Here is a 24,358-nt window from a genome sequence, read left to right as displayed (position 1 = left end):
GCAGCACCACCGTGAGCACCATCCTTCTCGTCACCGGGACCGGCACCGAGATCGGCAAAACCGTCACCACCGCGGCGGTCGCGGCGCTGGCCAAGGCGGCAGGGCGCGGTGTCGCCGTGCTGAAGCCCGCGCAAACCGGCGTGGCGCCGGGCGAGCCGGGGGACGTGGACGAGGTGCTGCGCCTGGCGGGCGAGCTGACGGTCAGCGAGCTCGGCCGCTTCCCCGAGCCGCTGGCCCCGGCCACCGCCGCCGCGCGCAGCGGCCTGCCGCCGGTGACGCCGCGCCAGGTCGCGGCGGAGGCCGCCCGGCTGGCCGGCTCCCACGACCTGGTGCTGATCGAGGGCGCGGGCGGCCTGCTGGTCCGCTACGACGCGACGGGCGCGACGCTGGCCGAGGTCCCCGCCGAGCTGTCCCTGCTCGGGCACGCGGTGGAGGCGCTGGTCGTGGTGACGGCGGGGCTCGGGACGCTCAACACCACCGCGCTCACCGCCGAGGCACTGCGGGCACGGTCGGTGCCGCTGCACGGCCTGATCATCGGCAGCTGGCCCGCCGAACCCGACCTGGCGATGCGCTGCAACCTCGCCGACCTCCCCGAGGTCGCCGCCGCCCCGCTCCTCGGCGCGTTCCCGGAGAACAGCGCCGGGCCGACCGTCACCGCTGACGCCTTCCTTCCCGTCGCCCGTGCGGCCCTCGCCCCGGACCTCGGCGGCGTCTGGGCGCCGTAGCCCGGCGGGCGGGAGACGTACTCGCGGCGACATCGATGCGGGTCCGTGCTGGTTCCGCTGACGTGCCGGTCCCGACAATCAGTCGGGTGACGACGCGTGATCGCTACCTCGACTTCCTCCGCGCCCTCGCCATCTCCTGTGTGGTCGCGGGCCATTGGCTGATCACCGCGCTGACGCACCGGGCCGGGGCGCTGGCGGCTCCCGAGTTGCTCGCGACCCTGCCGTGGACGCAGTGGCTGACCCTGGTCTTCCAGGTCATGCCGCTGTTCTTCCTCGCGGGCGGCAACGCCGCGGCCGCGTCCTGGGTGCGGGCCGATGGACGCGCGCTGCCCTGGATCCGGCGGCGGGCGGTGCGACTGCTGCTGCCGACGGCCGTCTACACAGGGCTGGCCCTCGCCGCAGTCGCCGTCTGCGCGGCGGTCGGGGTCGACCTGGGGCTGCTGGCGATGGTCGGCTGGGCGCTGGCCATGCAGTTCTGGTTCCTGCCGGTGTATCTGCTGCTCACCGCGCTCACGCCGGTGCTCCTCGCCGCCCACCGGCGCTTCGGGCTCGGCGCCGTGGGCGCTCTCGCGCTCACTGCGCTGGGGGTCGACGTCGCGGTGCTGGACGCGCACGCTCCCGTCGTCGGCTCGCTGAACTACGTGCTGGTCTGGGCGGTGGCCTACCAGTTGGGCTTCTGCTGGGCGGACGGCCGGCTGACCCGGCGTCGGCTGCTGCCCCGGACGCTCGCACTGGGCGGGAGCGCGGCCTTCGCGCTGCTGGTGGCCTTCGGCCCGTTCCCGGTCAGCCTGATCCTGGTCTCCACGGAGACGGTGTCGAACACCAACCCGCCCTCGGCGGCCATGCTGGCCTGGGTCGTCGCCCAGTGCGGCCTGTGCGTCGCGGTGGCTCCGGCGGCGCGGCGGCTGCTGTCGCGCGAGCGGGTGTGGCGGCTGGTGGCGCCGGTGGGTCGGGCGTCGATGCCCGTCTACCTCTGGCACATGGTGCCGGTCCTGGCCGCGGCGGGCCTACTCTACCTCCCCCGGCTCGCGCCGGAGCCGGTCGTGGGCTCGGGGACGTGGTGGGCGCTGCGCCTGCCCTGGCTGCTGGTGCTGGGCCTGCTGCTCTGGGTCCTGCTTCTCGCGCTGGCTCCGCTGGACCGCGCGCTGCGCGGGCTCGCCGTCCGGCTCCGCCCGGAGGCGACCGTCCGCCACCCGCTGCTCTTCTGGCCAGGCTTCGCCGCCTCGGTCTACGCCCTGGCCGTCTTCGCCGGCCACGGCTTCGCGTACGACGGCCGCTTCCCGACGCTCGCCGCGGCGCTCTTCGCCGCCGGAACGGCGCTCGTGCTCGGGTCCGCGCGGTCGGAGGCCCGGCAGGCCGAACCCGTGCTTACGCCGACGCCGTGAGGCTGGGCCGTGGTTCCGGCCCCGGGGCGAATCAGGGGCGGACTCCGCCCTGGGGCGGATGCAGGCGGTGGGCGGGCGGGCCTAGGCTCGTCCCGGACGCCGATCCAGCTGTGCGGATGGGGGAGTCATGGCGCAGAACGAGCCCGGACCGGCAGCCCGGACAGTCGGGCTCAGCAAGGCCTACGGGGCCGGCGACACCGCCGTCCTCGCACTCGACCGTGTCGATGTCGAGATCGACAGCGGGCGGTTCACGGCGATCATGGGCCCCTCCGGTTCCGGCAAGTCCACGCTGATGCACTGCCTGGCCGGGCTCGACCAGGCGAGCGCCGGCGAGGTGTGGATCGGAGACACCGAGCTGACCCGGCTGGGCGACAAGCAACTGACCAGGCTGCGCCGCGACCGGATCGGCTTCGTCTTCCAGGCGTTCAACCTCCTCCCCACACTGACCGCCGAGGAGAACATCACCCTCCCCGGGGACATCGCCGGGCGCAGGACCGACGCGGAGTGGCTGAAACAGGTCATCGAGACCCTCGGCCTCGGTGACCGGCTCAAGCACCGGCCGCACGAGCTCTCCGGCGGGCAGCAGCAGCGCGTCGCCGTGGCGCGCGCCCTCGCCGCCCGGCCGCAGCTGATCTTCGCCGACGAGCCGACCGGCAACCTCGACTCGCGCTCCGGCTCGGAGGTGCTGGGCTTTCTGCGCCGCAGCGTCGACGAGCTCGGACAGACGGTGGTGATGGTCACCCACGACCCCAACGCCGCCTCCTTCGCCGATCTCGTGCTCTTCCTCGCCGACGGCCGGATCGTCGACCGCCTCGCCTCCCCCACCGCCGACGCCGTGCTGGAACGGATGCGCCGCTTCGACCGCCGCCCGAGCACGCCCGCCGCCGACTGAGGGGAGTCGTTCGATGCTCAAGGCGACGCTGCGCAGCTTCCTCGCCCACAAGGGCAGGCTCGCGCTCTCCCTGCTGGCCGTCGTGCTCTCGGTGGCCTTCGTCGCGGGCACGCTGATGTTCACGGACACCATCGGGTCCACCTTCGACCGCCTCTTCCGCAGCACGTCCGCCGATGTCTCGGTGACCGCGCACAACGACGTCGTCGGGCGCAACGACCAGAACCTCTCCGGCACCGTGCCGACCGTCCCCGCCTCGCTGGTCCAGCGGGTCGCGCAGGTGCCGGGGGTGGCCTCCGCCTACGGGCGGGTCGGCCTGGCCGGGATCGTGCTGACGGACGCGCAGAACAAGAACATCGGCTCGATCGGCGGCGCACCGACGCTCGGCCTCAACTGGAGCCAGGAGCCCAACTCCCCCGTCGACCTGACCGCCGGTCACGCGCCCACCGGCGACGGCCAGGTGCTGGTCGACGCCGACACCGTGCGCAAGCACCATCTCGTGCTGGGCCAGCAGCTGCGCGTCATCTCGGCGACCGGCGGCTTCCCCGTGACGCTGACCGGCATGGCCACCTTCAACACCACCAATCCGGGCGCGACGCTGGTCTTCTTCGACACCGCTACCGCGCAGCGCCGACTGCTGGGCCAGGAGGGCCTGTTCACCGCCGTCGACGCGGCCGCCGCCAAGGGCGTGACGCACGAGCAGCTGCGCGAGCGCGTCGCCGCGGCCGTCGGCAGCGCCTACGACGTGAAGACCGCCGAGCAGACGGCGAAGGACGCCGCGCAGGCGCTCGGCACCTTCCTCTCCGTCATCAAGGACGCGCTGCTCGGCTTCGCCGGGATCGCCGTGCTGGTGGGCATCTCGCTGATCCTCAACACCTTCTCCATGCTGGTCGCCCAGCGCACCCGTGAGCTCGGCCTGATGCGCGCGCTAGGCGCGAGCCGGGAGCAGGTCAACCGCTCCGTGCTGGTCGAGGCGGTGCTGCTGGGCGTCGTCGGCTCGACAGTGGGGCTGCTGCTCGGCGTCGGGCTGGCGCTGGGGCTGATCAAACTGATCGCGGCCGGCGGCATGGTGCTCAAGGGCAGCCAACTGGCGGTGCGCTGGCCCACCGTTGTCAGCGCCTACGCCGTCGGCATCATCGTCACCGCCGTCTCGGCCTACCTGCCGGCCCGCCGGGCGGCGCGGGTCTCGCCGATGGCGGCGCTGCGCGAGGCGGACACTCCCGGGCGCGGCGCGCCGCTGCGGATCCGCGCGATCGGCGGGCTCGCGTTGATGCTGGTGGCGGGTGCGGGCCTGGGCGGCGCGGCCGCGGACAAGAACCTGGGCCAGGCCGGGCTGCTGCTCGGTGTGGGCGTGCTGTTGAGCCTGATCGGCCTGGTCGTGGTGGGTCCGCTGCTGGCCCGGCCGGTGATCAGGCTGGTCGGCGGGTGGTTCCCGCGGGTCTTCGGCCCGGTCGGCACGCTGAGCCAGCGCAACGCGCTGCGGAACCCGCGCCGCACCAGCGCGACGGCCTCGGCGCTGATGATCGGCCTGGCGCTGGTCGCCTCGCTCTCGGTCGTCGGCTCCTCCCTGGCCGCCTCCTTCGACGCGCAGATCGACAAGACCATCGGTGCCGACCTGATCGTGCAGAACACCACCGGACTGCCCTTCCCCGGCGAGGTCGGCGACACCGTGCAGGTCACCCACGGCGTCGGTCTCGCGGTACGCGGCCAGGCCTCGCGCGGTGTGCTCGTCGCGGCCGACGGCACGCAGAAGAAGACGAACGTGGTGGGGACCGGCCCCGGGCTGGACAAGGTCGTCCGGATCCAGATGCGCGACGGCACGGTCGACCAGGGCATCGCGCCCGGCAAGGTGCTGCTCGGCTCCGGCTACGCGGACGCCCACGGTCTCCGCGTCGGCAGCCCGGTGACGATCGTCTTCCAGAACGGCCGGACGGGGACGCTGACGGTCGGCGCGATCGACGTCACCGACCCCAATCCGGGCGGGCTCGGCGACGAGCCGGTCCTGGGCTCGGCCACGCTGCGCTCCTTCCTGCCGGGCGCGCTGGACGACGTGGTCTTCGTCAACGTCGCCCAAGGCGCCGACAAGGCCCAGGTCAAGAGCGCCCTGACCACGGCCCTGGCCAAGGACCCGCAGGTGCAGGTGCGGGACCAGTCGGACTACAAGAAGCTGATCCGCGGACAGATCGACTTCCTGCTGCAACTGGTCTACGGGCTGCTGGCGCTGGCCATCATCATCGCCGTCCTCGGCGTGGTGAACACGCTGGCGCTGTCGGTCATCGAGCGGACCAGGGAGATCGGCCTGCTGCGCGCGATCGGTCTCGGCCGTCAGCAACTGCGGCGGATGGTCCGCCTGGAGGCCGTCGTCATCGCCCTCTTCGGGGCCGTGCTCGGCCTCGGCCTCGGGCTGGTCTGGGGCCTGACGGCGCAGCGGCTGCTGGCCGCGAAGGGGCTGCAGGCGCTGTCGGTGCCATGGTCGACGGTGATCGCGGTGGTCATCGGCGCCGCCGTCGTCGGTCTGCTCGCCGCGCTCGGCCCGGCGCTACGCGCCTCCCGGCTCAACGTCCTCGACGCGATCGCGCACGAGTAACAAGGCGAGCAGGCCCTCGTCCTGCCAGGCTCGGGGCAGCGCGAGGGCGAGCTCCCAGAGCTCCTCCGCCTCCCCCGGGGCCGGCTCGACGCCGTCCAGCAGCGGCTGGAACCGCTCGGCGGCCTGCCAGAGCGCCTGCGGTGCGGGCAGCGCGCGCTCGCGCAGATCGGCGAGCCGGGCCATCAGTTCGGCGGCGACGGCCCGCAGCTCGTTCAGTTGGGGGTGCCCACGAGGCAGTTGAGCGACCATACCTCGACGCTACGCCGCGGCACTGACAATCCGTCCCTCCCGACCGTCATCGCTCAGGTTGGACCAGCGGCTTGACCCAGCGTCGCCAGTGGTTCTCCTGGGCGTAGCCGGCAGCGGCCCACGCCTGCTGACCGGTCTCGTTCTCCACCAGGACCATCGCGTCCGCGCGGCGTCCCCCGGCCGCGACGAAGCGGGAGTGCGCGGCGTCAAGCAGCAGCCTGGAGATGCCCTGACGGCGGTGGTCCGGGTGCACGGCCAGCCGGTAGAGGCTGGCCCGCCAGCCGTCCCAGCCCGCGATGACCGAGCCGACGATCTCGCCGTCCTGCTCGCGCTCGGCCAGGATCAGGGCCTCCGGATCCCGCTCGACGAGCCGGGTGACGCCCGCGACGTCGTCGCTGATGCTCGTGCCCTCGGCGGCGTGCTTCCAGAAGGCGAGGACGGCTTCGACGTCGGCGGCGCGGGCGGTGCGTAGGCGCAGGTGTTCCATCCGGTCAGCCAACCAGTCACAGCCTCCTCCGCGCCGGGAGTTCCAGGGATCGAGACAGTTCTTGAACTCCCGGTGACTGCATGTCTGTTGACGCCGGGACGGATGTTGCACGAATGACACAGAGATCCGTTTCGGACCGCGAGGGAGATCACTACACTCGGCCCGATTCCTAGATCACGGGGGCCGATCGACAGGGAGCCCTGCGTGACCACCGACAGCACAGAGATCATCTCCTATCTGGAGCCGAGCATCGCGGACGACTACCGCCAATGGGACGACTCCGGGTCCTGGCTGTTCGGTTACTCCTTCCTCCCACTCGCCCTCGGTCTCGACCGGCAGCCCGGCGCCCGGCTGCTCGACCTCGGCTGCGGCCCCGGCGAGGTCACCCGCTGGCTGGCCGACCGCTGCGACGTGCGGATCCTCGCCATCGACTCCTCCCCCGCGATGATCGCCCTGGCCGGCGAGCACGCCGCGCACGAACGCGTCGAGTACCGGCTCGCCGAGGGCGCCCTGCTGCCCTTCCTCACCGACGGCGAGCTGGACGCGGCGATGGCCTGCTTCCTCTTCACCTGCGTGGACGAGGAGGAGCACATACGCGAGCTCATCGCCGAGGTCGCCCGCGTGGTCAGACCCGGCGGCCGGTTCACCATCCTGGTACCCAACCCCGACCACGTCTCCGGCGCGGTCTTCGAGGGCTTCAAGCGCGGCGAGGACGGCGCGTTCTACGAGCCGGGCGAGCTGATGCCGGTCGAGGTGCAGCGGGTCGACGGCAGCTGGACGACCATCAAGAACCGCTACTGGAACCGTGAGACCTACCGGACCGCGCTGGTCAAGGCCGGCTTCGAGGGCGGCATGAAGGAGCTGGCCCCGGTCCTCGCCGACACGGAGAGCGTCGCGGACCCGGCGCTGCGCGGCGACCGCGCGTGGGCACGCGAGCGCACCGCCGCGCCGTTCCTGCTGCTGACGGCCACTCGCTGACGGCCGAGGCGTCGGCATTACGATGGGCCCGTGGTCGATTCGGGTGGGGACCTGGCGCCGACCGCGCTCGGTGAGCTCATGCCGTGGGCCGTGCGCGGGATCAGGACCGGGCGGAGCTGGGTGCTGGGGGCCGATCCCGAGGTCCTGGAGGAGCGCTGGCGGCGGCTGGCCGCCGCCGCGCCCGCGCAGCGAGCGGAACTGTTCGAGCTCTCGCGGTCACGCACACCCGACTCCGCCGTAGCCGCGCTCCCCGGTCTGGGCGGCAAGGCCACCACCCGGCGCCTCTCCCGCGAGCCCGGCCCGCGGCCGCCTCTGGTCAGGGTGCGCCACCGACCCCTGGACCGGGCCTGGCTGCTGGCGGACCACCGGCTGCTGGACCAGGCGCGTCCCGAGCTGTGGCGTGCGGCCGGACCGCAGCAGCGCTACCTGCTCGTGCAGCCACTCGCTGCCGCCGCCGCGTCCGGCAGCTCGGCTCCCACGACCACCGTGGCCGCCGAGCTGCCCGTCGACCAGCGGGTCACCGTCCACCCGCTGCACCGCCGACCCGAGGGCGACGAGCCGAACCTCGCCCCTGGTCTGCTCCGCTGCCTCACCCGCACGCTCGCGGTGAAGGTCACCCCCATAGACGTCCTGGCCTGGACCGCCGCCCTCACGGCCCGGCCGGACGCACCCCGGCGCGCCGACGGCAGCCCCCTGGTGCCGCTCCCGCGTTCCGCGGCGACCTGGGCGGAAGGCCTGGCCCTCGGCCACCGCCTGCTCGAGCTGCACACCTTCGCCCGCCCCGGGCTGCGCCTGCCCGACGGCCGCCGCACCTTCATCCGGCAGGCCGTCGACCGGCAGCCCGCCGGCCTCGACTACGACGCCGAGACCGAGACCCTGCTGCTCGGCGAGGGTCGCCTCGCGCCCGTCGCTCCCGCCGCCGGGGAGTCGCCCGCGCTGCGGGAGTGGTTCGCCGAGCGCACCGCCTTCCGGACCGCACCCAGCGGCACGCTCCAGGCCCTCGGGCTGACCAGCTGGCCGCAGCGGGCCGGTACCGAGCTGATCGAGCTCGCCGCCACCCTGGCTCACCTCGCCGAGCTGCGGCCCGCCCAGGACGCGCTCGCCCGCGACGGCGGGCCGTGGCTCGGACGCGAGGAGCTGACCTCGGCCGGGGTCCTCCCCGTCCTGCCCGCCGCGCGGCGCCCGGCCTCGGTGCTCGGTTCGCTCGATGAAGGCCCGGAGGGCCAGTACGCGCTGCTCTGAGGGGTTGCACCCAGCGGCCACGAGTGTTGCCGTTTGATACCGAAGCCCCGATTGAGCTGCAAAGACGCTCGCCCCTGCTGAGCCGCCCCGGATACCATCCGCCATACATTCGACAGTGGAAGGACGGAGCGTGCCCCAGCTCACCGGTGGTGACTCCTCACTACTGCGGCGGATCAATTCCGCGGTGACGCTGCGCGCTCTCCGCGACGGCGCCGTACTGACCCTGACGCAGCTGGTCGGCGAGACCGGCCTGTCGCGGCCCACGGTCGAGGGTGTGATCGAGGGCCTGATCGAGTCGGGCCTGGTGGTCGAGGTCGACCCGGCCGCTGCTGCGGCCGCCGTCGCCGGGGCCGCGGGGGGTGCGCCGCGCAGCGAGAGTGTGCGTCAGCGCGGCCGCCCGGCGCGACACTTCCGCTTCCGCGCCGAGGCCGGACACCTGCTCGGCGTCGAGATCGGCACGCACGGCGCCCGCGCGATCATCTCCGACCTGCGCGGCCGCACCCTCGGCGCCTACGGCCGCCCGATCGACGAGTCCACCGAGGCGGACGAACGCCTCGCGCTGGTCCGCGGCACGGTCGCCGAGCTGCTGCGCCGCGGCGGGATCTCCCGCGACACACTCTGGGCGGTCGGCGTCGGCACACCCGGCGTGGTCGACGCGGACGGCGTCGTCCAGCTCGGCACGGCGCTGCCCGGCTGGACCGGACTCGACCTGGCCAACAAGCTGCGCCGCTCGTTCCGCTGCCCGGTCCTGGTCGAGAACGACGCCAACCTCGCGGCCATCGGCGAGCACTGGAAGGGTGCGGCGGTCGGCAAGGGCGACCTGGTCTTCGTGCTGGCCGGGCTGAGCCCAGGGGCCGGCTCGCTGATCGGCGGCAGACTGCACCGCGGCTTCGGCGGCGCGGCGGGCGAGATCGGCTCGCTGCACCTGCTCGGCCAGGAGTCCGAGCCCTCGCAACTACTCTCCTCCCCCGGCAACCGGCTGCGCGACCCGCTGGACGAGGCGGCCGTCGCCCGCGTGCTGAGCCTGGCTCAGGAGGGCGACCACGCCGCCATGCACGTCCGCGACCGCTTCCTGGCCCGGCTGGTCAGGGACGTCGCGGCGCTGGTGCTGGCCATCGACCCGCAGATCGTCGTCGTCGGCGGCTGGGCCAGCGGCCTGGACGGCGTCGTCGAACCGCTGCGCGAGCAGCTCAGCCGGCTCTGCCTGCGTCCGCCCGAGGTGCAGATCGCCGCGCTGGGCGACGCGGCGATCGCGATCGGCGCGGTCAAGCTCGCCTTCGACCACGCCGAGAGGCAGCTCTTCTCGGTTGAGCAGTAGCGCAGTTGGGGCGCATGATGGCCGGGTGACGATCGAGTTGAAGACGCAGCGGCTGCTGTTGCGCGGGTGGCGGGACGACGACCTGGACGCGCTCGCGGCCATCTACGCGGACCCCGAGGTGATGCGCTACATCCGCGACGGCTCGGTCCACGACCGGGCCGGGACGGCGGCCGCGCTGACCCGGATGCGGGAGATGTGGGCGGAGCGCGGCTTCGGGCTCTTCGCCGCCGAGGAGCTGGAAAGCGGAACCCTCGTCGGCTGGGTGGGGCTCGCCGTGCCGACCTTCCTGCCGGAGGTGCTGCCGGCCGTCGAGATCGGCTGGCGGCTGGCCCGTCCGTACTGGGGGCGGGGGTTCGCGACCGAGGGCGCGCGGGTGGCGCTGCGCTTCGGCTTCGAGGAGGCCGGCCTGGACCGGGTCGTCAGCATCTGCCACCCGGACAACACGGCGTCGGAGCGGGTGATGACGAAGCTGGGCCTGCGTCTGGAGCGCGAGACGGTGGTGCCCGCGCACGGCGGCCGGGTGCGAGTCCTGGCCATCAGCCGCGAGGAGTATGCGGCCCACGCGGAGGCGTGAGACCGTCGGTCCAAGACCTCAGGAGGCCGCGCGCACCTCGACGCCGGACTCGCCGAAGGTGAGCTTGCAGGTGTCGGCGCGGTAGGTGGAGACCGCCACTGCCAGCGGGCCCTCCTCGCCCAGGTAGCGCGCGGTCAGCACCAGCACCGGGATGCCCGGCGGACGCTCCAGCAGGCGCGCCTGCTCCTCCTCGGCCACGCCGAGCTCCACGGAGCGGGACTCGCCCTCGACCGGCAGCAGCTGGAACTGCTTGAGGATCGCGCGGGCCCGGCTCGACTCGGCGAGGAAGCCCGGGACGTGCGGCATCACCTCGACCGGGACGAACAGCGTCTCCGTGCCCACGGCCTGACCGGCCATCATCCGCACCCTGCGGACACTGTGGACCTCCGCGCCGGCCTCCAGGCCCAGCGCGTCGGCGACCGACGCGGGCGCCGACGCAACGCCGCAGTCCACGATCCGCCAGGTGTCGCGGCCGGATGCCTCGACGACGGGGATGCCCATGCGCGGCGCCGCGATCAGCGTGCCGATGCCGCGGCGGCGGACCAGGCGGCCCTCCAGCTCGAGCTGGTCGAGGGCCTGGCGCAGGGTCGCCCTGGCGACGCCGAAGCGGGCGGCCAGGTCACGCTCGTTGGGGAGCAGCTCGCCGGTCCGGAACTCCTCGTCGATCGTCCGGACCAGCACCGTGCGCAGGTGCCAGTACTTCGGCTCCGGAGCTGCCTCGGTCGCTGTGGTCCCCACCCTGGCCTCCACTGTGTGCGCCCTGCCAGCTGGCGGGGCCGCGATTATGAGCCCTTATTTATTAAAGGACTTTGCAGTAAGCCAGACCATAGGGGCACCGCTGCCATTGGTCAAGACCAATGGCAAAGGGCCAGATAGTGACGGAGTCCGACGTGTCCATGGCGCATCATCCAGGCGTGATTCGCCCGGAATGCCGGTCTTCCCGGCAGCGCGAAGGCCCGCATCAACGGCTTGGTGACCTCGACGTCCTCGTGGAAGACGGCGACGCTCGCGCCGTCACCGCGACCGGTCACCGTCCAGCGGGTGAGGCCCTCGAGATCACCGGTCAGCCGCGCCTCCAGCACACCGGCCGCCGGGTCCTGCCGCGCCTCGTGCGCGGTCACGCTGAGCTCGTACGGGAGCAGCGAGCGGAAGCGCATCCGCCCGCTGGTGTCCGTGAGCTGCCGTACCTCCAGTATCTGCGGCCACCAGACGGGGTAGGCGCGTGGATCGGCCAGCACCCGGTAGACCAGGTGCGGCGGAGCGGAGAGCTCCCAGGTGGAGAGGAAGCGGTAGCGGTGCATCGCGGCTGCCATGCCGCAAGTGTCGGCCCGTCAGACAGGCAGGTCGAGGCGGCCTTCCGCGGTGAGCGGGAAGCCGGGGTTGTGGCAGAGCTCCCAGAGGTGGCCGTCGGGGTCGGCGAAGTAGCCGCTGTAGCCGCCCCACTCAGCGAGCGTGGGCGCCTTGACCAGGTCGGCGCCGACGGCGAGGGCGGCGGCCATCGCGGCGTCGACCTCTTCGCGGGTGCCCAGGTTGACCGCCAGGGTCACCCCGCGGAACGTCGGCTCGCCGTCGTCCGGCACGCCCGCGTCGGCGGCGAGCTCCGGCGAGGGGAAGAGGCCGAGCACGGAGTCGGCCGTGCGGAACCAGGCGATCGTGCCGGGTTGGGACTCGGACGAGAGCGGCCAGCCGAGATCCTGGTAGAACTCGATGCTGCGCTGCAGGTCGCTGACACCGAGGGTCACGATGCTGATCCGGGCGGGGAGGGTCATACGGTCAGGATAGGACCGGCCGACACATGGTGGGCGGAAGAAGGAGCGGGGCGAGGGCCGAGTCTGGGCGGTGCCGACGAGGGAGGCGCAGCGGAGCTGCGACGACTGAGGAGAAGCCGTCCAGGCGAGAGTCATCGCCCCGCGACGCCGCCCACCATGTGTCGGCCGGTCCAAGTCGGGGGTGCGGCGGATCGCGCGCACGACATCAGGCAGGATCTCTCCCGGCACGACGCACCGACGACCGACCAGCTGCAAGGAGCCACCCCCGATGACCGAACCGACCGCCCAGCCCCGCACCCCGCTGATCGCCACCGTCGCCGGGCGCACGCCCACCGTCAGCGAAGAGGCCTTCGTCGCCGTGAACGCCACCGTGCTCGGCGCGGTCACGCTCGCGCCGGGCGCGAGCGTCTGGTACGGCGCGGTGCTGCGCGGCGACTGCGAGACGATCACGATCGGCGCGGACAGCAACGTCCAGGACAACTGCTCGGCCCACGCGGACTTCGGCTTCCCGGTGACCCTGGGCGAGCGGGTCTCCGTCGGCCACAACGCGGTGCTGCACGGCTGCACGGTCGAGGACGACTGCCTGATCGGCATGGGCGCGACGGTGCTGAACGGCGCCGTGATCGGCGCGGGCTCACTGGTCGCGGCCGGCGCGCTGGTGACTCAGGGCACCCAGGTGCCGCCGGGCTCCCTGGTCGCGGGCGTGCCCGCGAAGGTGCGCCGCCCGCTGACGGACGAGGAGCACGCCCACATCAAGCTCAACGCCGAGTGGTACGTCGCCCTCTCCGCGCAGCACCGCGAGGTCGGCGCGGAAGGCTGAGCCTGACCGCGAGGGCCGGGGTGATCGCTTAGTGTCGTCGTCATGACCGACGACACTCTGCGCTCCGTCCGGATCGAACGCACCAGCGCGGGCCGCTACACCGCGACGAACGTCCGCGGCGGCGAGCTCACCTTCGGCTCGACCGGCGATGCCGACTTCACCCCCGTCGAACTGCTGCTCGCCGCGATCGGCGGCTGCACGGCGATCGACGCCGACATCGCCACCACCCGCCACGCGGAGCCGACCGGCTTCACGGTGACGGTGACGGGCGACAAGGTCAGCGACGACCTGGGCCAGCACATGACGAACCTGGCGGTCAGCTTCCAGGTGACCTTCCCCGACGGCGAGGCCGGCGACCGCGCCCGCGCGATCCTCCCCCGCGCGGTGAAGACCTCCCACGACCGTCTCTGCACGGTGAGCCGCACGGTGGAAATCGGCACGCCGGTCACCTCGACGGTCGAAAACTAAAGGGCCAGTTGCACTCTGCCAGGGGCGCGGGGAACTGCGCGACAAGCCACCGACATGCGGATGGTCCTCAACGCGCAGGGCCATCCGCACAGGGTGGTCTCTCGCGCAGTTCCCCGCGCCCCTGGCAGAGTGCAACTTGCTAGCCGTTCAGATAGGCCAGCACCGCGAGGACCCGTCGGTTGTCGTCGTCCGAAGGTTGCAGGTCGAGGCGGACGAAGATGGACGCCGTGTGCTTCGCGACCGCCCGTTCCGTGATGACCAACTGCTGCGCGATCGCCGCGTTCGAGCGGCCCTCCGCCATCAGCGCCAGGACCTCGCGTTCGCGCGGGGTCAGGGCCGCGACCGGGCCGGCGGCCGCGTTGTGGGTGAGCAGACGGCCGATCACCTCCGGGTCCATCGCCGTGCCGCCCGCGGCCACCCGCCGCACCGCGTCGACGAACTGCGTGCCGTCCAGGACCCGGTCCTTGAGCAGGTAGCCGATCCCGCCACTGCCGTCCGCCAGCAACTCCCTTGCGTAGAGCTGCTCCACATACTGCGACAGCACCAGCACCGGAAGCCCCGGCAGCTCCTGGCGGGCGGTGAGCGCCGCCCGCAGGCCCTCGTCGGTGAAGCTGGGCGGGAGCCGGACGTCGACGACGGCGACGTCCGGCCGGTCCTTGCGCAGAGCCTCCAGCAGCTCCTCGCCGCCCTCCACCGCCGCGGTGACCTCCATGCCGTGGGCCTGGAGGAGGCGGGTCAGCCCGTCCCTGAGGAGGAAGAGGTCTTCGGCGATGGCGACGCGCAAGGGATCTCCAGATTCGCGATGGTCGGTCCGCCCGGTGGGCTGCTGACGGCGAGGACGCCGTCGAACGCGGCCAGCCTCCGCTCGATGCCGGCCAACCCCGTGCCCCGGGACGGGTCGGCGCCGCCGCGGCCGTCGTCGGTGACGCCGATCCGCAGCATGTCGCCAGTATGGCCGATCTCGATCCACACGCGGCGGGCCTCGGCATGCTTGGTGGTGTTCGCCAGCAGCTCGCTCACCGCGAAGTAGGCCGCCGACTCCACCGCGGCCGGCGGTCGCCCGGCCAGGTCGCCGCTGACCTCCACCCGCAGCGGCAGGTCCAGGGCCTGCGCCCGTACCGCGTCGACGAGTCCGCGGTCGGCGAGCACCGGCGGGTGGATGCCGCGCACCAGGTCGCGCAGCTCGACCAGCGCCTTGGCCGAGGAGTCCTTCGCCTCCGTCAGCAGCGCCCGTGCCATCGCCGGGTCGGCCTCGAAGAACTGCTCCGCCGCGTTGAGCGCCATACCGAGCGCGACCAGCCGCGCCTGCGCGCCGTCGTGCAGATCGCGTTCGATACGGCGCAGCTCAGCCGCACCGTGGTCGATGCTGTCGGCGCGGGTCAGCGCCAGATGCTGGACGCGGGCGGCCAGTTCGCGCCGCCGGGACGGCCGGAGCAGCGCACGGGCGCCACGGGCGTGCTGGCTGAGCACCAGCGGCGAGCCCCAGAGGATCAGCAGCGGCGCGAGCCAGAGCGCGATGCCGTACAGCACCGCGGGGTGGGCGAACCCGTTCACCGCGTGCGGGCCGGTGCCGCGCGGTCCGAGCATGTCCAGCGCCCAGGGGGCCAGTGCGAGCCCTACCACCAGTGCCGCGGCGACGGCCGCGCAGAGCAGCGTCCAGGCCACGTCCCGCCAGGTGGCCGGGTCGGTGAGCCAGCCGCTGAGCCACGCGCGCAGCCGCTGCGCGGTCGATCCTTCCGGCAGTGCACGGTACGGGTCCGCAATCGGGACACCGCTCCAGCGCGTCACCAGCCTGCGGTGTTCCGACGCGACCCAGCGCGACGCGAGCACGCCCAGTGTGAGCAGCAGCGGGGAGAGCCAGACCACGCCGTGATCGGCACCGGGCGGCCCACCGGGGTAGAAAGCGATCGCCGCCACCGTGAGCACTCCCGGCAGGACCAACACCGCTCCCGCCGCGCGCCCGCGCCCGCCGGTCGCCCAGCTCGCCCCCCAGATCAGGCAGGGCACCAGGGTGACCAACAGCCCGAAATAGAGATGGAAGTGGTCCCCGGCCGCGTCCGGCTGCCCCCCGAAGACCCGGGCTGCCAGCAGCAACGGCGTGGCCAGCAGCGCAGCGCCGCCCGCCGCCGCGAGCGAGACCAGATACGCCACGCGGAACGGAGCCAGCAGCGTCCGGCGTAGTCGCCCGCCATCGAACGCGTGCACGGCGACGTCGCTTTGGTCGGAGCCCGGATCGGAGCTCATCAGTCGGCCTCCTGGGTCGGTCCGGCCGAACCGGCCGGGGTGGATCAACGCGGCCCAGTCTGCCCAGCCGGGTCCCTGCGGCGCGCTGGGCGTGGACACCCGATCCGGGGTGTACCTGGATACACCCTGCGCATGCCGGTCAACCCTATGTCGGCCGACCTGCGCCGATTCGTAGCGTCGGTGCCCGTCAGAACGAATCAGCTGTGCCTGCCGACGGAGGAACCCGTGACCGCGCCGATCATCCAGATCCGCGATGTGAGCAAGTCGTACGACCTGTCCGATGCGGCCCCGCCCGCACTCGCCGACTTCTCCCTGGAGGTCGAAGCGGGCGAGTCGCTCGCCGTGCTGGGCCGCTCGGGCAGCGGCAAGTCGACGCTGCTCAACCTGATCGCGGGGCTCGACCGGCCCAGCCGGGGCACCGTCGTGGTCGGCGGAGTCGCCGTGCACGAGCTGAGCGAGGCCGGGCTGGCAGGCTTCCGCCGCGAGCGGATCGGCATGGTGTTCCAGTTCTTCAACCTTCTCGACGACCTGAGCGTCGAGGACAACGTGCTGCTGCCCGCCCAGTTGGCCGGCATGCACCGCGACGAGGCCCGCAAGCGCGCCACCGAACTGCTGGCACGCCTGGGCGTAGCCCGGCACGCCCGCACCTTTCCCGGTCTGCTCTCCGGCGGCGAGCGCCAGCGCGTCGCGGTGGCGCGGGCGTTGATGAACCGGCCGCCGCTGCTCCTCGCGGACGAGCCGACGGGTGCGCTGGACAGCGCCTCAGCCGCGGACGTGCGCGAGCTGCTGACCTCCCTGAACGCCGAGGGCCAGACGATCGTGCTGGTCACCCACGACACCGCGCTCGCAGAATCCTGCGCGACCAGGACCATCGAGCTGCTCGACGGCCGCCTGCACCGCGACGTCCGCAACGCGCCGGTGGCGGTGGCCCGATGAGCGCTCTCGGCGGTGTGGTCCGCGCGGGGGTGGGCCGAAAGCGCGTGCAGACGCTGGTCATGGTGCTGACCACGATGATGGCCGTCACCGCCTGCGTACTGGCGGGCGGCCTGCTCGTCGCCTCCCAGGCGCCCTTCGACCGCGCCTTCGCGGCGCAGCACGGCGCACATCTGGCCGCCGTCTTCGACGGTGCCAAGGTCGACGCCACGCAACTGGCGGCGACCGCCCACGCCTCGGGCGTCACCGAGACCGCGGGCCCCTACCCGACGCTGACCGTGCACCCCAAGGTCGGCCATGACGCCTTCATGCCGGTGGGCGACCCGCTCGCACCGGCCACGCTGGTCGGCCGGCCGATCGACGGGCCGCTGGACGACCTTCGGGTCACCCTGGGCCACTGGCTGACCGGACCGGGCCAGGTCGTCCTCCCCGACGGGCACGCCCCGTTGGCGGTCGGCGACACCATGACCTTCCCCGATCTGCCCGGCCGCCCGACGTTGACCGTGGTCGGTCTGGCCGCCTCGATGACGGGCAGCGCGGACGGCTGGGTCTCGCCCGCCGAGATCCCCGCGCTGACCGCCCCGGGCGCTGCGCCCGACCTGCAGATGCTCTACCGCTTCGACCACGCGGACGCCCGCGCCCAGGTCGACGCGGGACGAGCCGCCGTCGCGGCCGGGTTTCCGGCGGGCGCCATGCTCGAGTTCTCCTCCTACCTCGACGCCAAGCAAGCCGCCGACCGGACCTCGGCGACCTTCGTGCCCTTCCTGGTCGCCTTCGGCATCCTGGGGCTCTGCATGTCCGTGCTGGTCATCGGCGTGGTAGTGAGCGGCGCGGTCAGTTCGGCGAAACGGCGGATCGGCATTCTGAAGGCCCTGGGCTTCACACCCGCCCAGGTCACCCGCGCCTACGTGGGACAGGCCCTGATCCCGGCCGGCGTCGGGACGCTCCTCGGGCTGCTGCTCGGCAACGCGCTCTCGATCCCGCTGATGGGCGTCACCAACAAGGCACTGCGCAGCATCTCCCCGGGCATTCCGCTCTGGATCGACATCGTCGTGCCGCTCGGCGCGCTCGCCGCCGTCGCCGCGACCGCGCTGGTGCCCGCCCTGCGCGCGGGGCGGCTGCGCACGGTGGAGGCACTGGCCGTCGGCCGCACCGCGACCGGCGGTCGGACCGGACGCGCGGCCCAGCGCGTACTGGCCCGGCTGCCGCTGCCGCGCGGCATCAGCCTGGGCCTGGCCTCGCCGTTCACCCGTCCCGGACGCTCGGCGACCACGATGGCGGCGGTCGCACTGGGCACGATCGGGGTCACCTTCGGCGCCGGTCTGATGCTCTCGCTCAATGCCTTCCAACAGGGTCTGCAGCAGGACAACGCGGGTTCCGTGCTGGTGCTGCCGTTCCCGCCGCCGGGCGGCGGCAAGCCGAAGGTGGTCACCCCTGCCGACCTCGCCGCGGCGGGCGGGGTGATCGGCGGCCAGACCGGTACCAGGGCGTGGTTCAGCACCACCGGAACGCAGGTGAACGTGGCAGGTGGGACCGGCAGGTCGGAGGTGATCGCCTACGAGGGCGACTCGTCCTTCGGCGCCTATCAGCTGGTCTCCGGCTCCTGGTTCCACGCGCCGGGCGAAGCCGTCGCCCCGGCCGGCCTGTTGGCCGCCGACGGCGTCCACGTCGGCGACACGATCACCCTCAGCTCGACGGCGGGACGCAGCACGTCCGTCCGCATCGTCGGCGAGGTGCTCGCGGTGCACCAGGCGATCATGACCGACCGCGCCTCGCTCGCAGCGCTCGGTCTCGCCACCGTCCCAGACACGACGCAGTTCGACGTCGACCTCAAGCCGGGCACGGACCTGCCGTCCTACGTCGACGCGCTCAATCACGCGCTGAAGCCCTACGGCCTGACCGCGATGGAGAACTCGCCACCGCCGAGCATCGTGATGCTCTCGATGGACACGCTGGCGGTCATGCTGACGCTGATGCTGGTGATCGTCGCGGGCCTGGGCGTACTCAACACCGTCCTGCTGGACACCCGCGAGCGCGTCCACGACCTCGGCGTGCTCAAGTCCCTCGGCATGGCGCCGCGTCAGACCGTCGCCATGGTCCTGACCAGCGTCTCCGTGAGCGGGCTTGCGGCCGGCGTGATCGGCGTGCCGATCGGCGTCGCGCTGCACCACGCGGTGATGCCGGCCATGGCGCAGGCGGTCGGCACCGGGGTCCCTCCGGCCGATCTGGCCGTCTATCACCTGCCGGTGCTGGTGCCGCTCGTCCTCGGCGGTCTGGCGCTGGCCACCCTGGGCGCTCTCGCGCCCGCGACCTGGGCTGCCCGGACCCGGACGGCCGCGGCGCTACGGACGGAGTAGCGCGGGAGGTGCGCTCGCATCCCGGAGCCGCTGTCAGCGCCCTCGCGTAGTGTCGAAGACATCGCCAAGGGCCCGCTGACAGCGGCTCTTTCGGCTCCCGCTCCCCCTGTCCGCCCGCCCTGGAGGTGGAGGGCGCGGCCGCCCTTTCGGTGGAACCGATCGTCCACCGGCACTGGTAGGCCGCCGTCCGGTAGCGGAGCGAGGGCCCTCTAGAATCGTTGCACTATGAACCAGACCCCTCGCTTCCGCAGCATGGTGGCGCTCGGCGACTCGTTCACCGAGGGCATGTGCGACGAGCTCCTGCCGGACGGCCACTACCGCGGCTGGGCCGACCGCGTCGCCGACCGCCTGGCGGCGGACACCGACGGCTCCGACGGCTTCCGCTACGCGAACCTCGCGGTGCGCGGCAAGCTGATCGGCCAGATCTCGGACGAGCAGGTCGACACCGCCGTGGCGCTTCGCGGCGAGCTGGTCACCCTGGCCGGCGGCCTCAACGACGTGATGCGCCCCGGCTGCGACATCGAGCACGTCGAGCGCACCCTCGGCGCTCTCGCGCAACGGCTGGCCGCCGAGGCCCGCCAGGTGGTGATGTTCTACAGCGTCGACCCCAGCCGCCGGATGCGCGGCAGCGCCCGCATCATGCCGCAGATCCTGCGGCTCCAACGCTTCGTCGGGGACCTGGCCAAGCGCCACGACAACATCGCGCTCGTCGACCTCTTCCACGTCCCCGCCTTCGACGACCCCCGCATGTGGGCCGAGGACCGCCTCCACTTCTCCGCCGAGGGCCACCGCCGCGTCGCCGAAGCCGTCCTCCAGGCGCTCGGCTACCCGGCCTCCTTCGACTGGCGCGAACCCCTCCCGCCGGCCGCCCCGGTCCCCCGCGCCACCAAACTCCGCGCCGACCTCCGCTGGCTCCGCCTCCATGTCTGGCCCTGGCTCCTCCGCCGCCTCACCGGCAAGTCCAGCGGCGACGGCCGCCCCGCCAAACGCCCGTCGCTGGAGCGCTACCCGAGCTGAACCGGCCGAGGGTCAGGACCGCCTCGGCCAGCAGTGGAGTGCTTCGTGCCTGCGGAACACTCCGGCTCGCTGCTCCGCGGACATCGCCTCGGTCGCGGCAGGGTCTGCGTACATCAGCACGAGGTACTTCATGCCGTGATCCTCGCACCGAACCGGCGAGGGTCACGTGCGCGCTGCCGCCCCGTCAGACGCCGTGCTGGTGAAAACCGCCATGGTCGAACGTGTGGTGGCCGTGTACGCCGTGGTCGTGCAGGCCGTGGTCGTGCGGGTGCTCGAAGAAGGCCAGCTGCATGGCGTCGTCGCGCCCGACGTTGGTCTCCCACTTCGCCCGCCGGCGGAAAAGGCCGCGAACGTTCGGCCGGAGGCCGGCCGCGAGCATCAGCAGGCCGAACAGGATCCCGAAGACAGCCACGATCGAGCCGACTCCGGCCAGCAGCACAAGAGCGAACATCCCAACCTCCGAAGAGTCGACCCGTTCGGGCGCGATCAATGTCCCATTCACGAGCGGCCGAGGCCAGCAAATTGAGGGAGATATGAGGCTGCCGCGCACGCCAGGTGGAAACGTCGTGGTGCCCATGATCGCCGCAATGCAACACCGAAATGGGACATTCCACTTCAAATGCAAGCTTTACTTCGTGGTCATGATCGGTTCGTGGTCCAGAAACACTGCTTCGGCACCATGAGGGCATGAAGCGCTCTCACTCCACGCAGCCCTCCGCCACCACGCAGTCCCCCAAGCACCGTTGGCGCAGAGACAGCGCCGAGCTCTCCGCCGTTTTCGTCGCCGTCGCCGTCGCGGATCTCGTCGCGAACGTCGTCGTGCACGGCCATGACGGGCCGGTGCTGCTGCTGGCGTCCGCGCTCGCACTCGGGGCCACGGCGATCTGGCACAGCTGGTGGACCCATCGCCATACCCACGCCCCGCCAGGGGCGATCAGCTCCGCCGCAGGCCAGGAGGGTGGCGGGGTCACCGCGCCGCCCGCGTCCGCGCCGCCGGAGGCGGTGGCGTTGTGGCGGGTCAGAGCCACCGTGACCGACGCGCCCGGCAGCCTCGCCGCCCTGTGCAGGGCGCTGGCGGACATCCCCGTCAACATCGTGTCGATGCAGGCGCACCCGCTCGCCGAGGAGACCGTCGACGAGTTCGTCGTCCGCGCCGCGCCCGAGCTCGCGCCGCAGGAGCTGAGCCGGGCCGTCGTCGCCGCCGGCGGCACCGAGGTGTGGCTGGAGCGCGCCGACGCCCACGACCTCGTGGACGTGCCGACGCGCGTGCTCACCATGGCCACCCGGACCGCGCAGGACGCGGCCGAGCTGCCGCTCGCACTGCGGCAGCTCTTCGGCCGCTGCCGGATCCGCTCGCTGCCCGGCGAGCGGATCGACGAGGACGAGCTCGACGGAGCGGTCATGCGGCTGCGCGACCCGGCCGGCGGGGTGCTGGAGCTGACGCGCGAACAGCCGCCGTTCACCCCGACCGAGTTCGCCCGCGCCCGCGCGCTGGTCGAGCTGGACGCGCAGCTCGGGCCGCGCGTGCCGGAGAGCCGCGCCATGCTCACGCTCCCGGGTCGCCAGAACCAGGCGGTCACGGAGATCGCCGTGCGCCGCGCCGAGCCCAGGGACCGGGCCGCCGCGCTGGCGATGCACGAGCGCTGCGGCGCGCAGACGCTGCGGCAGCGGTACCACGGTCCGGTCGGGGACGCCGACCGCTACCTCGGCCACCTGCTCGACCCCCGACACGGCCAGACGCTGGCCGTCGAGACGGAGGACGGCCGGATCGTCGCCCTCGCCCACCTGCTCTGGGACGACGAGACCGCCGAGATCGCGGTCCTGGTCGAGGACGCCTGGCAGCGACGCGGTATCGGCGGCGCGCTGGTACGGCGGCTCACGGAGCTGGCGCGGCAGGCCGGCGTCGGCTCGGTCTACGCGGTGACGACCGCCGCCAACACCGGCATGATCGCGACGCTGCGCACGCTCGGGGTGCCGCTGGACTACCAGGTGGAGGAGGGCACGCTGGTGATCACCGCGCACCTCTCCCCCACCCTCGTGAACGCCGCCGCGAAGGCCGACGCCGAGGCCGCCGCTACTCGACGGTGACGGACTTCGCCAGGTTGCGCGGCTTGTCCACGTCCCGCTCCAGCGCCACCGCCGCGTAGTAGGCGAGCAGCTGGAGCGGGATGCCGAGCAGGATCGGGTCCAGCTCGGGCTCGTTCTTCGGGATCAGGATCGTGTCCTCGGCGAACTTCGGGTCCGGCGCGGTGTGGCCGACCATCAGCACCCGCCCGTGGCGGGCCCGGATCTCGCCCATGGTGGTGAGGTTCTTCTCCACCAGCTCGTCGTCCGGCACCAGGGCGACCGTCGGCAGCTCCGGGCCGATCAGCGCGAGCGGGCCGTGCTTGAGCTCGCTGGCCGGGTAGGCCTCGGCGTGGACGTAGGAGACCTCCTTGAGCTTCTGCGCCCCCTCGCGGGCCACCGGCCAGCCGCGCACCCGGCCGACGAACATCATCCCGGCGTTGTGCGCGTACGCGGCGGCGAGCTCGGCGATCTCCTTCTCCTGGGCCAGGATCTCCCGGATCTGGCCGGGCAGCGCCTTCAGGCCCGCGCAGATGCGGTGGCCGTCGGCGGGCGACAGGTCGTGGACGCGGCCGAAGTGCAGCGCGATCAGCGCGAAGGCAACGGCCGTCGAGGTGAATGCCTTGGTCGAGGCGACCGAGATCTCCGGTCCCGCGTGCAGGTAGACGCCGCCGTCGCACTCGCGGGCGATGGCGCTGCCGACCGTGTTGACGACACCGAGGACCCGGCCGCCCTTGCGCTTGATCTCCTGGACGGCGGCCAGGGTGTCGTAGGTCTCGCCGGACTGGCTGACCGCGATGTACAGGGTGTCCGCCTCGATCACCGGGTTGCGGTAGCGGAACTCCGAGGCGGGCTCGGCGTGGGCGGGGATCCGGGCCAGCTCCTCGATCAGCTGCGCGCCGAGCTCGCCCGAGTAGTACGCGGAGCCGCACCCGAGGATCTTGACGCGGCGGAAGGCGCGCGCCTCGCGGGCGTCCAGGTTGAGGCCGCCCAGGTGGGCGGTGGCGAAGCGCTCGTCGACGCGGCCGGAGAGGGTGCGCTCGACGGCGGCCGGCTGCTCGTGGATCTCCTTGATCAGGAAGTGCGCGTGCCCGGCGGTGTCGTAGGACGCCTCCTCCCAGTCCACGGTGGAGGGCTTCTTGGCGGTGGCGCGGGCGTCCTGGGTGAAGGTCTGGAAGCCGTCGGCGCGTACGGTCGCCAGCTCGCCGTCGTCCAGGTGGACGACCTGGCGGGTGTAGCGGACCAGGGCGGCGACGTCGGAGGCGGCGAACATCTCCTTCTCGCCGATGCCCAGCACGATCGGGCTGCCATTGCGGGCGACGACGATCCGGTCCGGCTGCTCGGCGTCGAGGACGGCGATGCCGTAGGTGCCGACGATCCGGCTGAGCGCGGCGCGGACGGCGTCCTCGAGCTCGGTCTCGGTCTTCGCCTCGGCGGCGATCAGGTGGACGAGCACCTCGGTGTCGGTCTCGGAGGCGAAGACGACGCCGTCGGCCTCCAGCTTGGCGCGCAGCTGGTCGGCGTTCTCGATGATGCCGTTGTGCACGACGGCGAAGCGCTGTGCGCCGTCGAGGTGCGGGTGCGAGTTGGCGTCGCTCGGCTCGCCGTGGGTGGCCCAGCGGGTGTGGCCGATGCCCGCCGTTCCCTTGAAGCGGGCCGGCACGACGGCCGCGAGATCAGCCACGCGGCCCTTCTTCTTGACCATCTTGAGCCCGCCCTTGGCGGCGACCGCGACACCGGCCGAGTCGTAGCCCCGGTACTCCAGCCGGGCCAGGCCCTCGAGCAGGATGGGGGCCGCGTCCTTGCTGCCGATGTAGGCGACGATTCCGCACATACGCTCTCTCCTCTGGTTCCTTGCCGCTCGCAGCTCGTGCCGTCCGGTCAGCCGTAGACGAGTCGGCGCAGCTGGCGCGCGGACAGCTCGGGGGCTGCCACGCGGCGCTGTGCCAGCTCGGGGCCGAGCCGGGCGAAGATCTGGTCGTTGGTCAGCCCGCGCGCCTGCAGCTCGCCGTGGCGGCGGCGCACGTACTCCTCGGTGCTCTCGCCGAAGTAGGCGAGCACGTCCGCGATGACGCGGGCGGCTTCGCCCGGGCGGAGCGCCGTGGTCCGGAGCAGGTGCTGCAGCAGGTCGTCGTGAGGGTGGCTGGCCTGGGACACGAGGAATGACCCTACGCATCCGCGCACGGTTCACCAAGAATCCTGCCCGGAATCGGGCAGGACTCCGCCCAAACGGCTCCGGTGGCCGTTCAGGG

24 protein-coding genes are annotated in these 24,358 nt (G+C 72.8%); 14 read left to right on the top strand and 10 right to left on the bottom strand.

The features are described from left to right. Window positions 1–11: 11 nt before the first annotated feature. From bioD to ABIA32_RS11490, 4 genes are all read left to right on the top strand, one after another. On the top strand, window positions 12–725 hold the full coding sequence (bioD, locus tag ABIA32_RS11505) for a dethiobiotin synthase (protein WP_370093932.1): 714 nt from the start codon (window positions 12–14) through the stop codon (window positions 723–725). Between the two features lie 86 nt (window positions 726–811). After that, window positions 812–2,110, top strand: coding sequence for an acyltransferase (locus ABIA32_RS11500; protein WP_370093931.1), 1,299 nt, complete (start codon window positions 812–814; stop codon window positions 2,108–2,110). Window positions 2,111–2,237: 127 nt separating this feature from the next. After that, complete coding sequence (locus ABIA32_RS11495) at window positions 2,238–3,002, top strand: ABC transporter ATP-binding protein (protein ID WP_370093930.1); 765 nt, start codon at window positions 2,238–2,240, stop codon at window positions 3,000–3,002. 13 nt (window positions 3,003–3,015) lie between these two features. After that, on the top strand, window positions 3,016–5,586 hold the full coding sequence (locus tag ABIA32_RS11490) for an ABC transporter permease (RefSeq protein WP_370093929.1): 2,571 nt from the start codon (window positions 3,016–3,018) through the stop codon (window positions 5,584–5,586). Here the strand turns inward: ABIA32_RS11490 and ABIA32_RS11485 are convergent. Continuing rightward, window positions 5,539–5,835 (bottom strand): hypothetical protein, encoded by a 297-nt coding sequence (locus ABIA32_RS11485; RefSeq protein ID WP_370093928.1) that lies wholly within the window; start codon window positions 5,833–5,835, stop codon window positions 5,539–5,541. The two genes, ABIA32_RS11490 and ABIA32_RS11485, sit on opposite strands and share 48 nt — an antisense overlap. A gap of 46 nt (window positions 5,836–5,881) precedes the next feature. Next, a complete protein-coding gene (locus ABIA32_RS11480; protein ID WP_370094122.1) occupies window positions 5,882–6,322 on the bottom strand; it encodes a GNAT family N-acetyltransferase in 441 nt (146 codons plus the stop codon). A 204-nt stretch (window positions 6,323–6,526) separates the two neighbouring features. On the opposite strand from ABIA32_RS11480, the gene ABIA32_RS11475 reads away from it, so the two are divergent. The 4 genes from ABIA32_RS11475 (at window position 6,527) to ABIA32_RS11460 (ending at window position 10,434) form a co-directional block, all read left to right on the top strand. Continuing rightward, window positions 6,527–7,300, top strand: coding sequence for a class I SAM-dependent methyltransferase (locus tag ABIA32_RS11475; RefSeq protein ID WP_370093927.1), 774 nt, complete (start codon window positions 6,527–6,529; stop codon window positions 7,298–7,300). A 30-nt stretch (window positions 7,301–7,330) separates the two neighbouring features. After that, on the top strand, window positions 7,331–8,542 hold the full coding sequence (locus ABIA32_RS11470) for a type ISP restriction/modification enzyme (protein ID WP_370093926.1): 1,212 nt from the start codon (window positions 7,331–7,333) through the stop codon (window positions 8,540–8,542). Window positions 8,543–8,672: 130 nt separating this feature from the next. Beyond that, the gene (locus ABIA32_RS11465) at window positions 8,673–9,860 is read left to right on the top strand and encodes an ROK family protein (RefSeq protein ID WP_370093925.1); all 1,188 of its coding nucleotides are present in this window, start codon (window positions 8,673–8,675) and stop codon (window positions 9,858–9,860) included. Between the two features lie 25 nt (window positions 9,861–9,885). Next, window positions 9,886–10,434, top strand: a complete 549-nt coding sequence (locus tag ABIA32_RS11460; RefSeq protein ID WP_370093924.1) for a GNAT family N-acetyltransferase — start codon at window positions 9,886–9,888, stop codon at window positions 10,432–10,434. An 18-nt stretch (window positions 10,435–10,452) separates the two neighbouring features. Here the strand turns inward: ABIA32_RS11460 and ABIA32_RS11455 are convergent, their stop codons facing one another. From ABIA32_RS11455 to ABIA32_RS11445, 3 genes are all read right to left on the bottom strand, one after another. Continuing rightward, a complete protein-coding gene (locus ABIA32_RS11455) occupies window positions 10,453–11,172 on the bottom strand; it encodes a GntR family transcriptional regulator (protein ID WP_370093923.1) in 720 nt (239 codons plus the stop codon). Between the two features lie 110 nt (window positions 11,173–11,282). Beyond that, on the bottom strand, window positions 11,283–11,747 hold the full coding sequence (locus ABIA32_RS11450) for an SRPBCC family protein (RefSeq protein ID WP_370093922.1): 465 nt from the start codon (window positions 11,745–11,747) through the stop codon (window positions 11,283–11,285). An 18-nt stretch (window positions 11,748–11,765) separates the two neighbouring features. Next, window positions 11,766–12,203, bottom strand: coding sequence for a VOC family protein (locus ABIA32_RS11445; RefSeq protein WP_370093921.1), 438 nt, complete (start codon window positions 12,201–12,203; stop codon window positions 11,766–11,768). 268 nt (window positions 12,204–12,471) lie between these two features. Here ABIA32_RS11445 and ABIA32_RS11440 point away from each other — a divergent pair, with 268 nt between their 5' ends. Both ABIA32_RS11440 and ABIA32_RS11435 read left to right on the top strand, forming a co-directional pair. Next, window positions 12,472–13,023, top strand: a complete 552-nt coding sequence (locus ABIA32_RS11440; RefSeq protein WP_370093920.1) for a gamma carbonic anhydrase family protein — start codon at window positions 12,472–12,474, stop codon at window positions 13,021–13,023. A gap of 42 nt (window positions 13,024–13,065) precedes the next feature. Further along, window positions 13,066–13,491, top strand: a complete 426-nt coding sequence (locus ABIA32_RS11435; RefSeq protein WP_370093919.1) for an OsmC family protein — start codon at window positions 13,066–13,068, stop codon at window positions 13,489–13,491. Between the two features lie 139 nt (window positions 13,492–13,630). On the opposite strand, the gene ABIA32_RS11430 is transcribed toward ABIA32_RS11435, so the two are convergent. Both ABIA32_RS11430 and ABIA32_RS11425 read right to left on the bottom strand, forming a co-directional pair. Continuing rightward, entirely contained in the window at window positions 13,631–14,275 is a 645-nt protein-coding gene (locus ABIA32_RS11430) for a response regulator (RefSeq protein WP_370093918.1), read from the bottom strand. Further along, window positions 14,227–15,735, bottom strand: coding sequence for a histidine kinase (locus ABIA32_RS11425; RefSeq protein WP_370093917.1), 1,509 nt, complete (start codon window positions 15,733–15,735; stop codon window positions 14,227–14,229). Before ABIA32_RS11425 ends, ABIA32_RS11430 begins: the two co-directional genes overlap by 49 nt. Window positions 15,736–15,960: 225 nt before the next feature. On the opposite strand from ABIA32_RS11425, the gene ABIA32_RS11420 reads away from it, so the two are divergent. The 3 genes from ABIA32_RS11420 (at window position 15,961) to ABIA32_RS11410 (ending at window position 20,042) form a co-directional block, all read left to right on the top strand. Continuing rightward, window positions 15,961–16,671, top strand: coding sequence for an ABC transporter ATP-binding protein (locus tag ABIA32_RS11420; RefSeq protein ID WP_370093916.1), 711 nt, complete (start codon window positions 15,961–15,963; stop codon window positions 16,669–16,671). Continuing rightward, window positions 16,668–19,025: an FtsX-like permease family protein gene (locus ABIA32_RS11415; RefSeq protein ID WP_370093915.1), complete on the top strand. Its 2,358-nt coding sequence runs from the start codon at window positions 16,668–16,670 to the stop codon at window positions 19,023–19,025. The genes ABIA32_RS11420 and ABIA32_RS11415 overlap by 4 nt, the downstream gene beginning before the upstream one ends. A gap of 225 nt (window positions 19,026–19,250) precedes the next feature. Beyond that, window positions 19,251–20,042: an SGNH/GDSL hydrolase family protein gene (locus tag ABIA32_RS11410; RefSeq protein WP_370093914.1), complete on the top strand. Its 792-nt coding sequence runs from the start codon at window positions 19,251–19,253 to the stop codon at window positions 20,040–20,042. Between the two features lie 184 nt (window positions 20,043–20,226). Here the strand turns inward: ABIA32_RS11410 and ABIA32_RS11405 are convergent, their stop codons facing one another. Beyond that, on the bottom strand, window positions 20,227–20,493 hold the full coding sequence (locus ABIA32_RS11405) for a hypothetical protein (protein ID WP_370093913.1): 267 nt from the start codon (window positions 20,491–20,493) through the stop codon (window positions 20,227–20,229). A gap of 236 nt (window positions 20,494–20,729) precedes the next feature. On the opposite strand from ABIA32_RS11405, the gene ABIA32_RS11400 reads away from it, so the two are divergent. Then, window positions 20,730–22,130: a GNAT family N-acetyltransferase gene (locus ABIA32_RS11400; protein WP_370093912.1), complete on the top strand. Its 1,401-nt coding sequence runs from the start codon at window positions 20,730–20,732 to the stop codon at window positions 22,128–22,130. Here ABIA32_RS11400 and glmS read toward each other — a convergent pair. Then, a complete protein-coding gene (gene glmS / locus ABIA32_RS11395; protein ID WP_370093911.1) occupies window positions 22,117–23,940 on the bottom strand; it encodes a glutamine--fructose-6-phosphate transaminase (isomerizing) in 1,824 nt (607 codons plus the stop codon). The genes ABIA32_RS11400 and glmS overlap by 14 nt on opposite strands. A gap of 47 nt (window positions 23,941–23,987) precedes the next feature. After that, a complete protein-coding gene (locus ABIA32_RS11390) occupies window positions 23,988–24,263 on the bottom strand; it encodes a hypothetical protein (RefSeq protein ID WP_370093910.1) in 276 nt (91 codons plus the stop codon). Between the last annotated feature and the right edge of the window lie 95 nt (window positions 24,264–24,358).

It is taken from the genome of Streptacidiphilus sp. MAP12-20 (assembly GCF_041262525.1).
Lineage (GTDB): Bacteria > Actinomycetota > Actinomycetes > Streptomycetales > Streptomycetaceae > Streptacidiphilus.
This window is presented reverse-complemented; position numbering and strand designations above follow the sequence as displayed.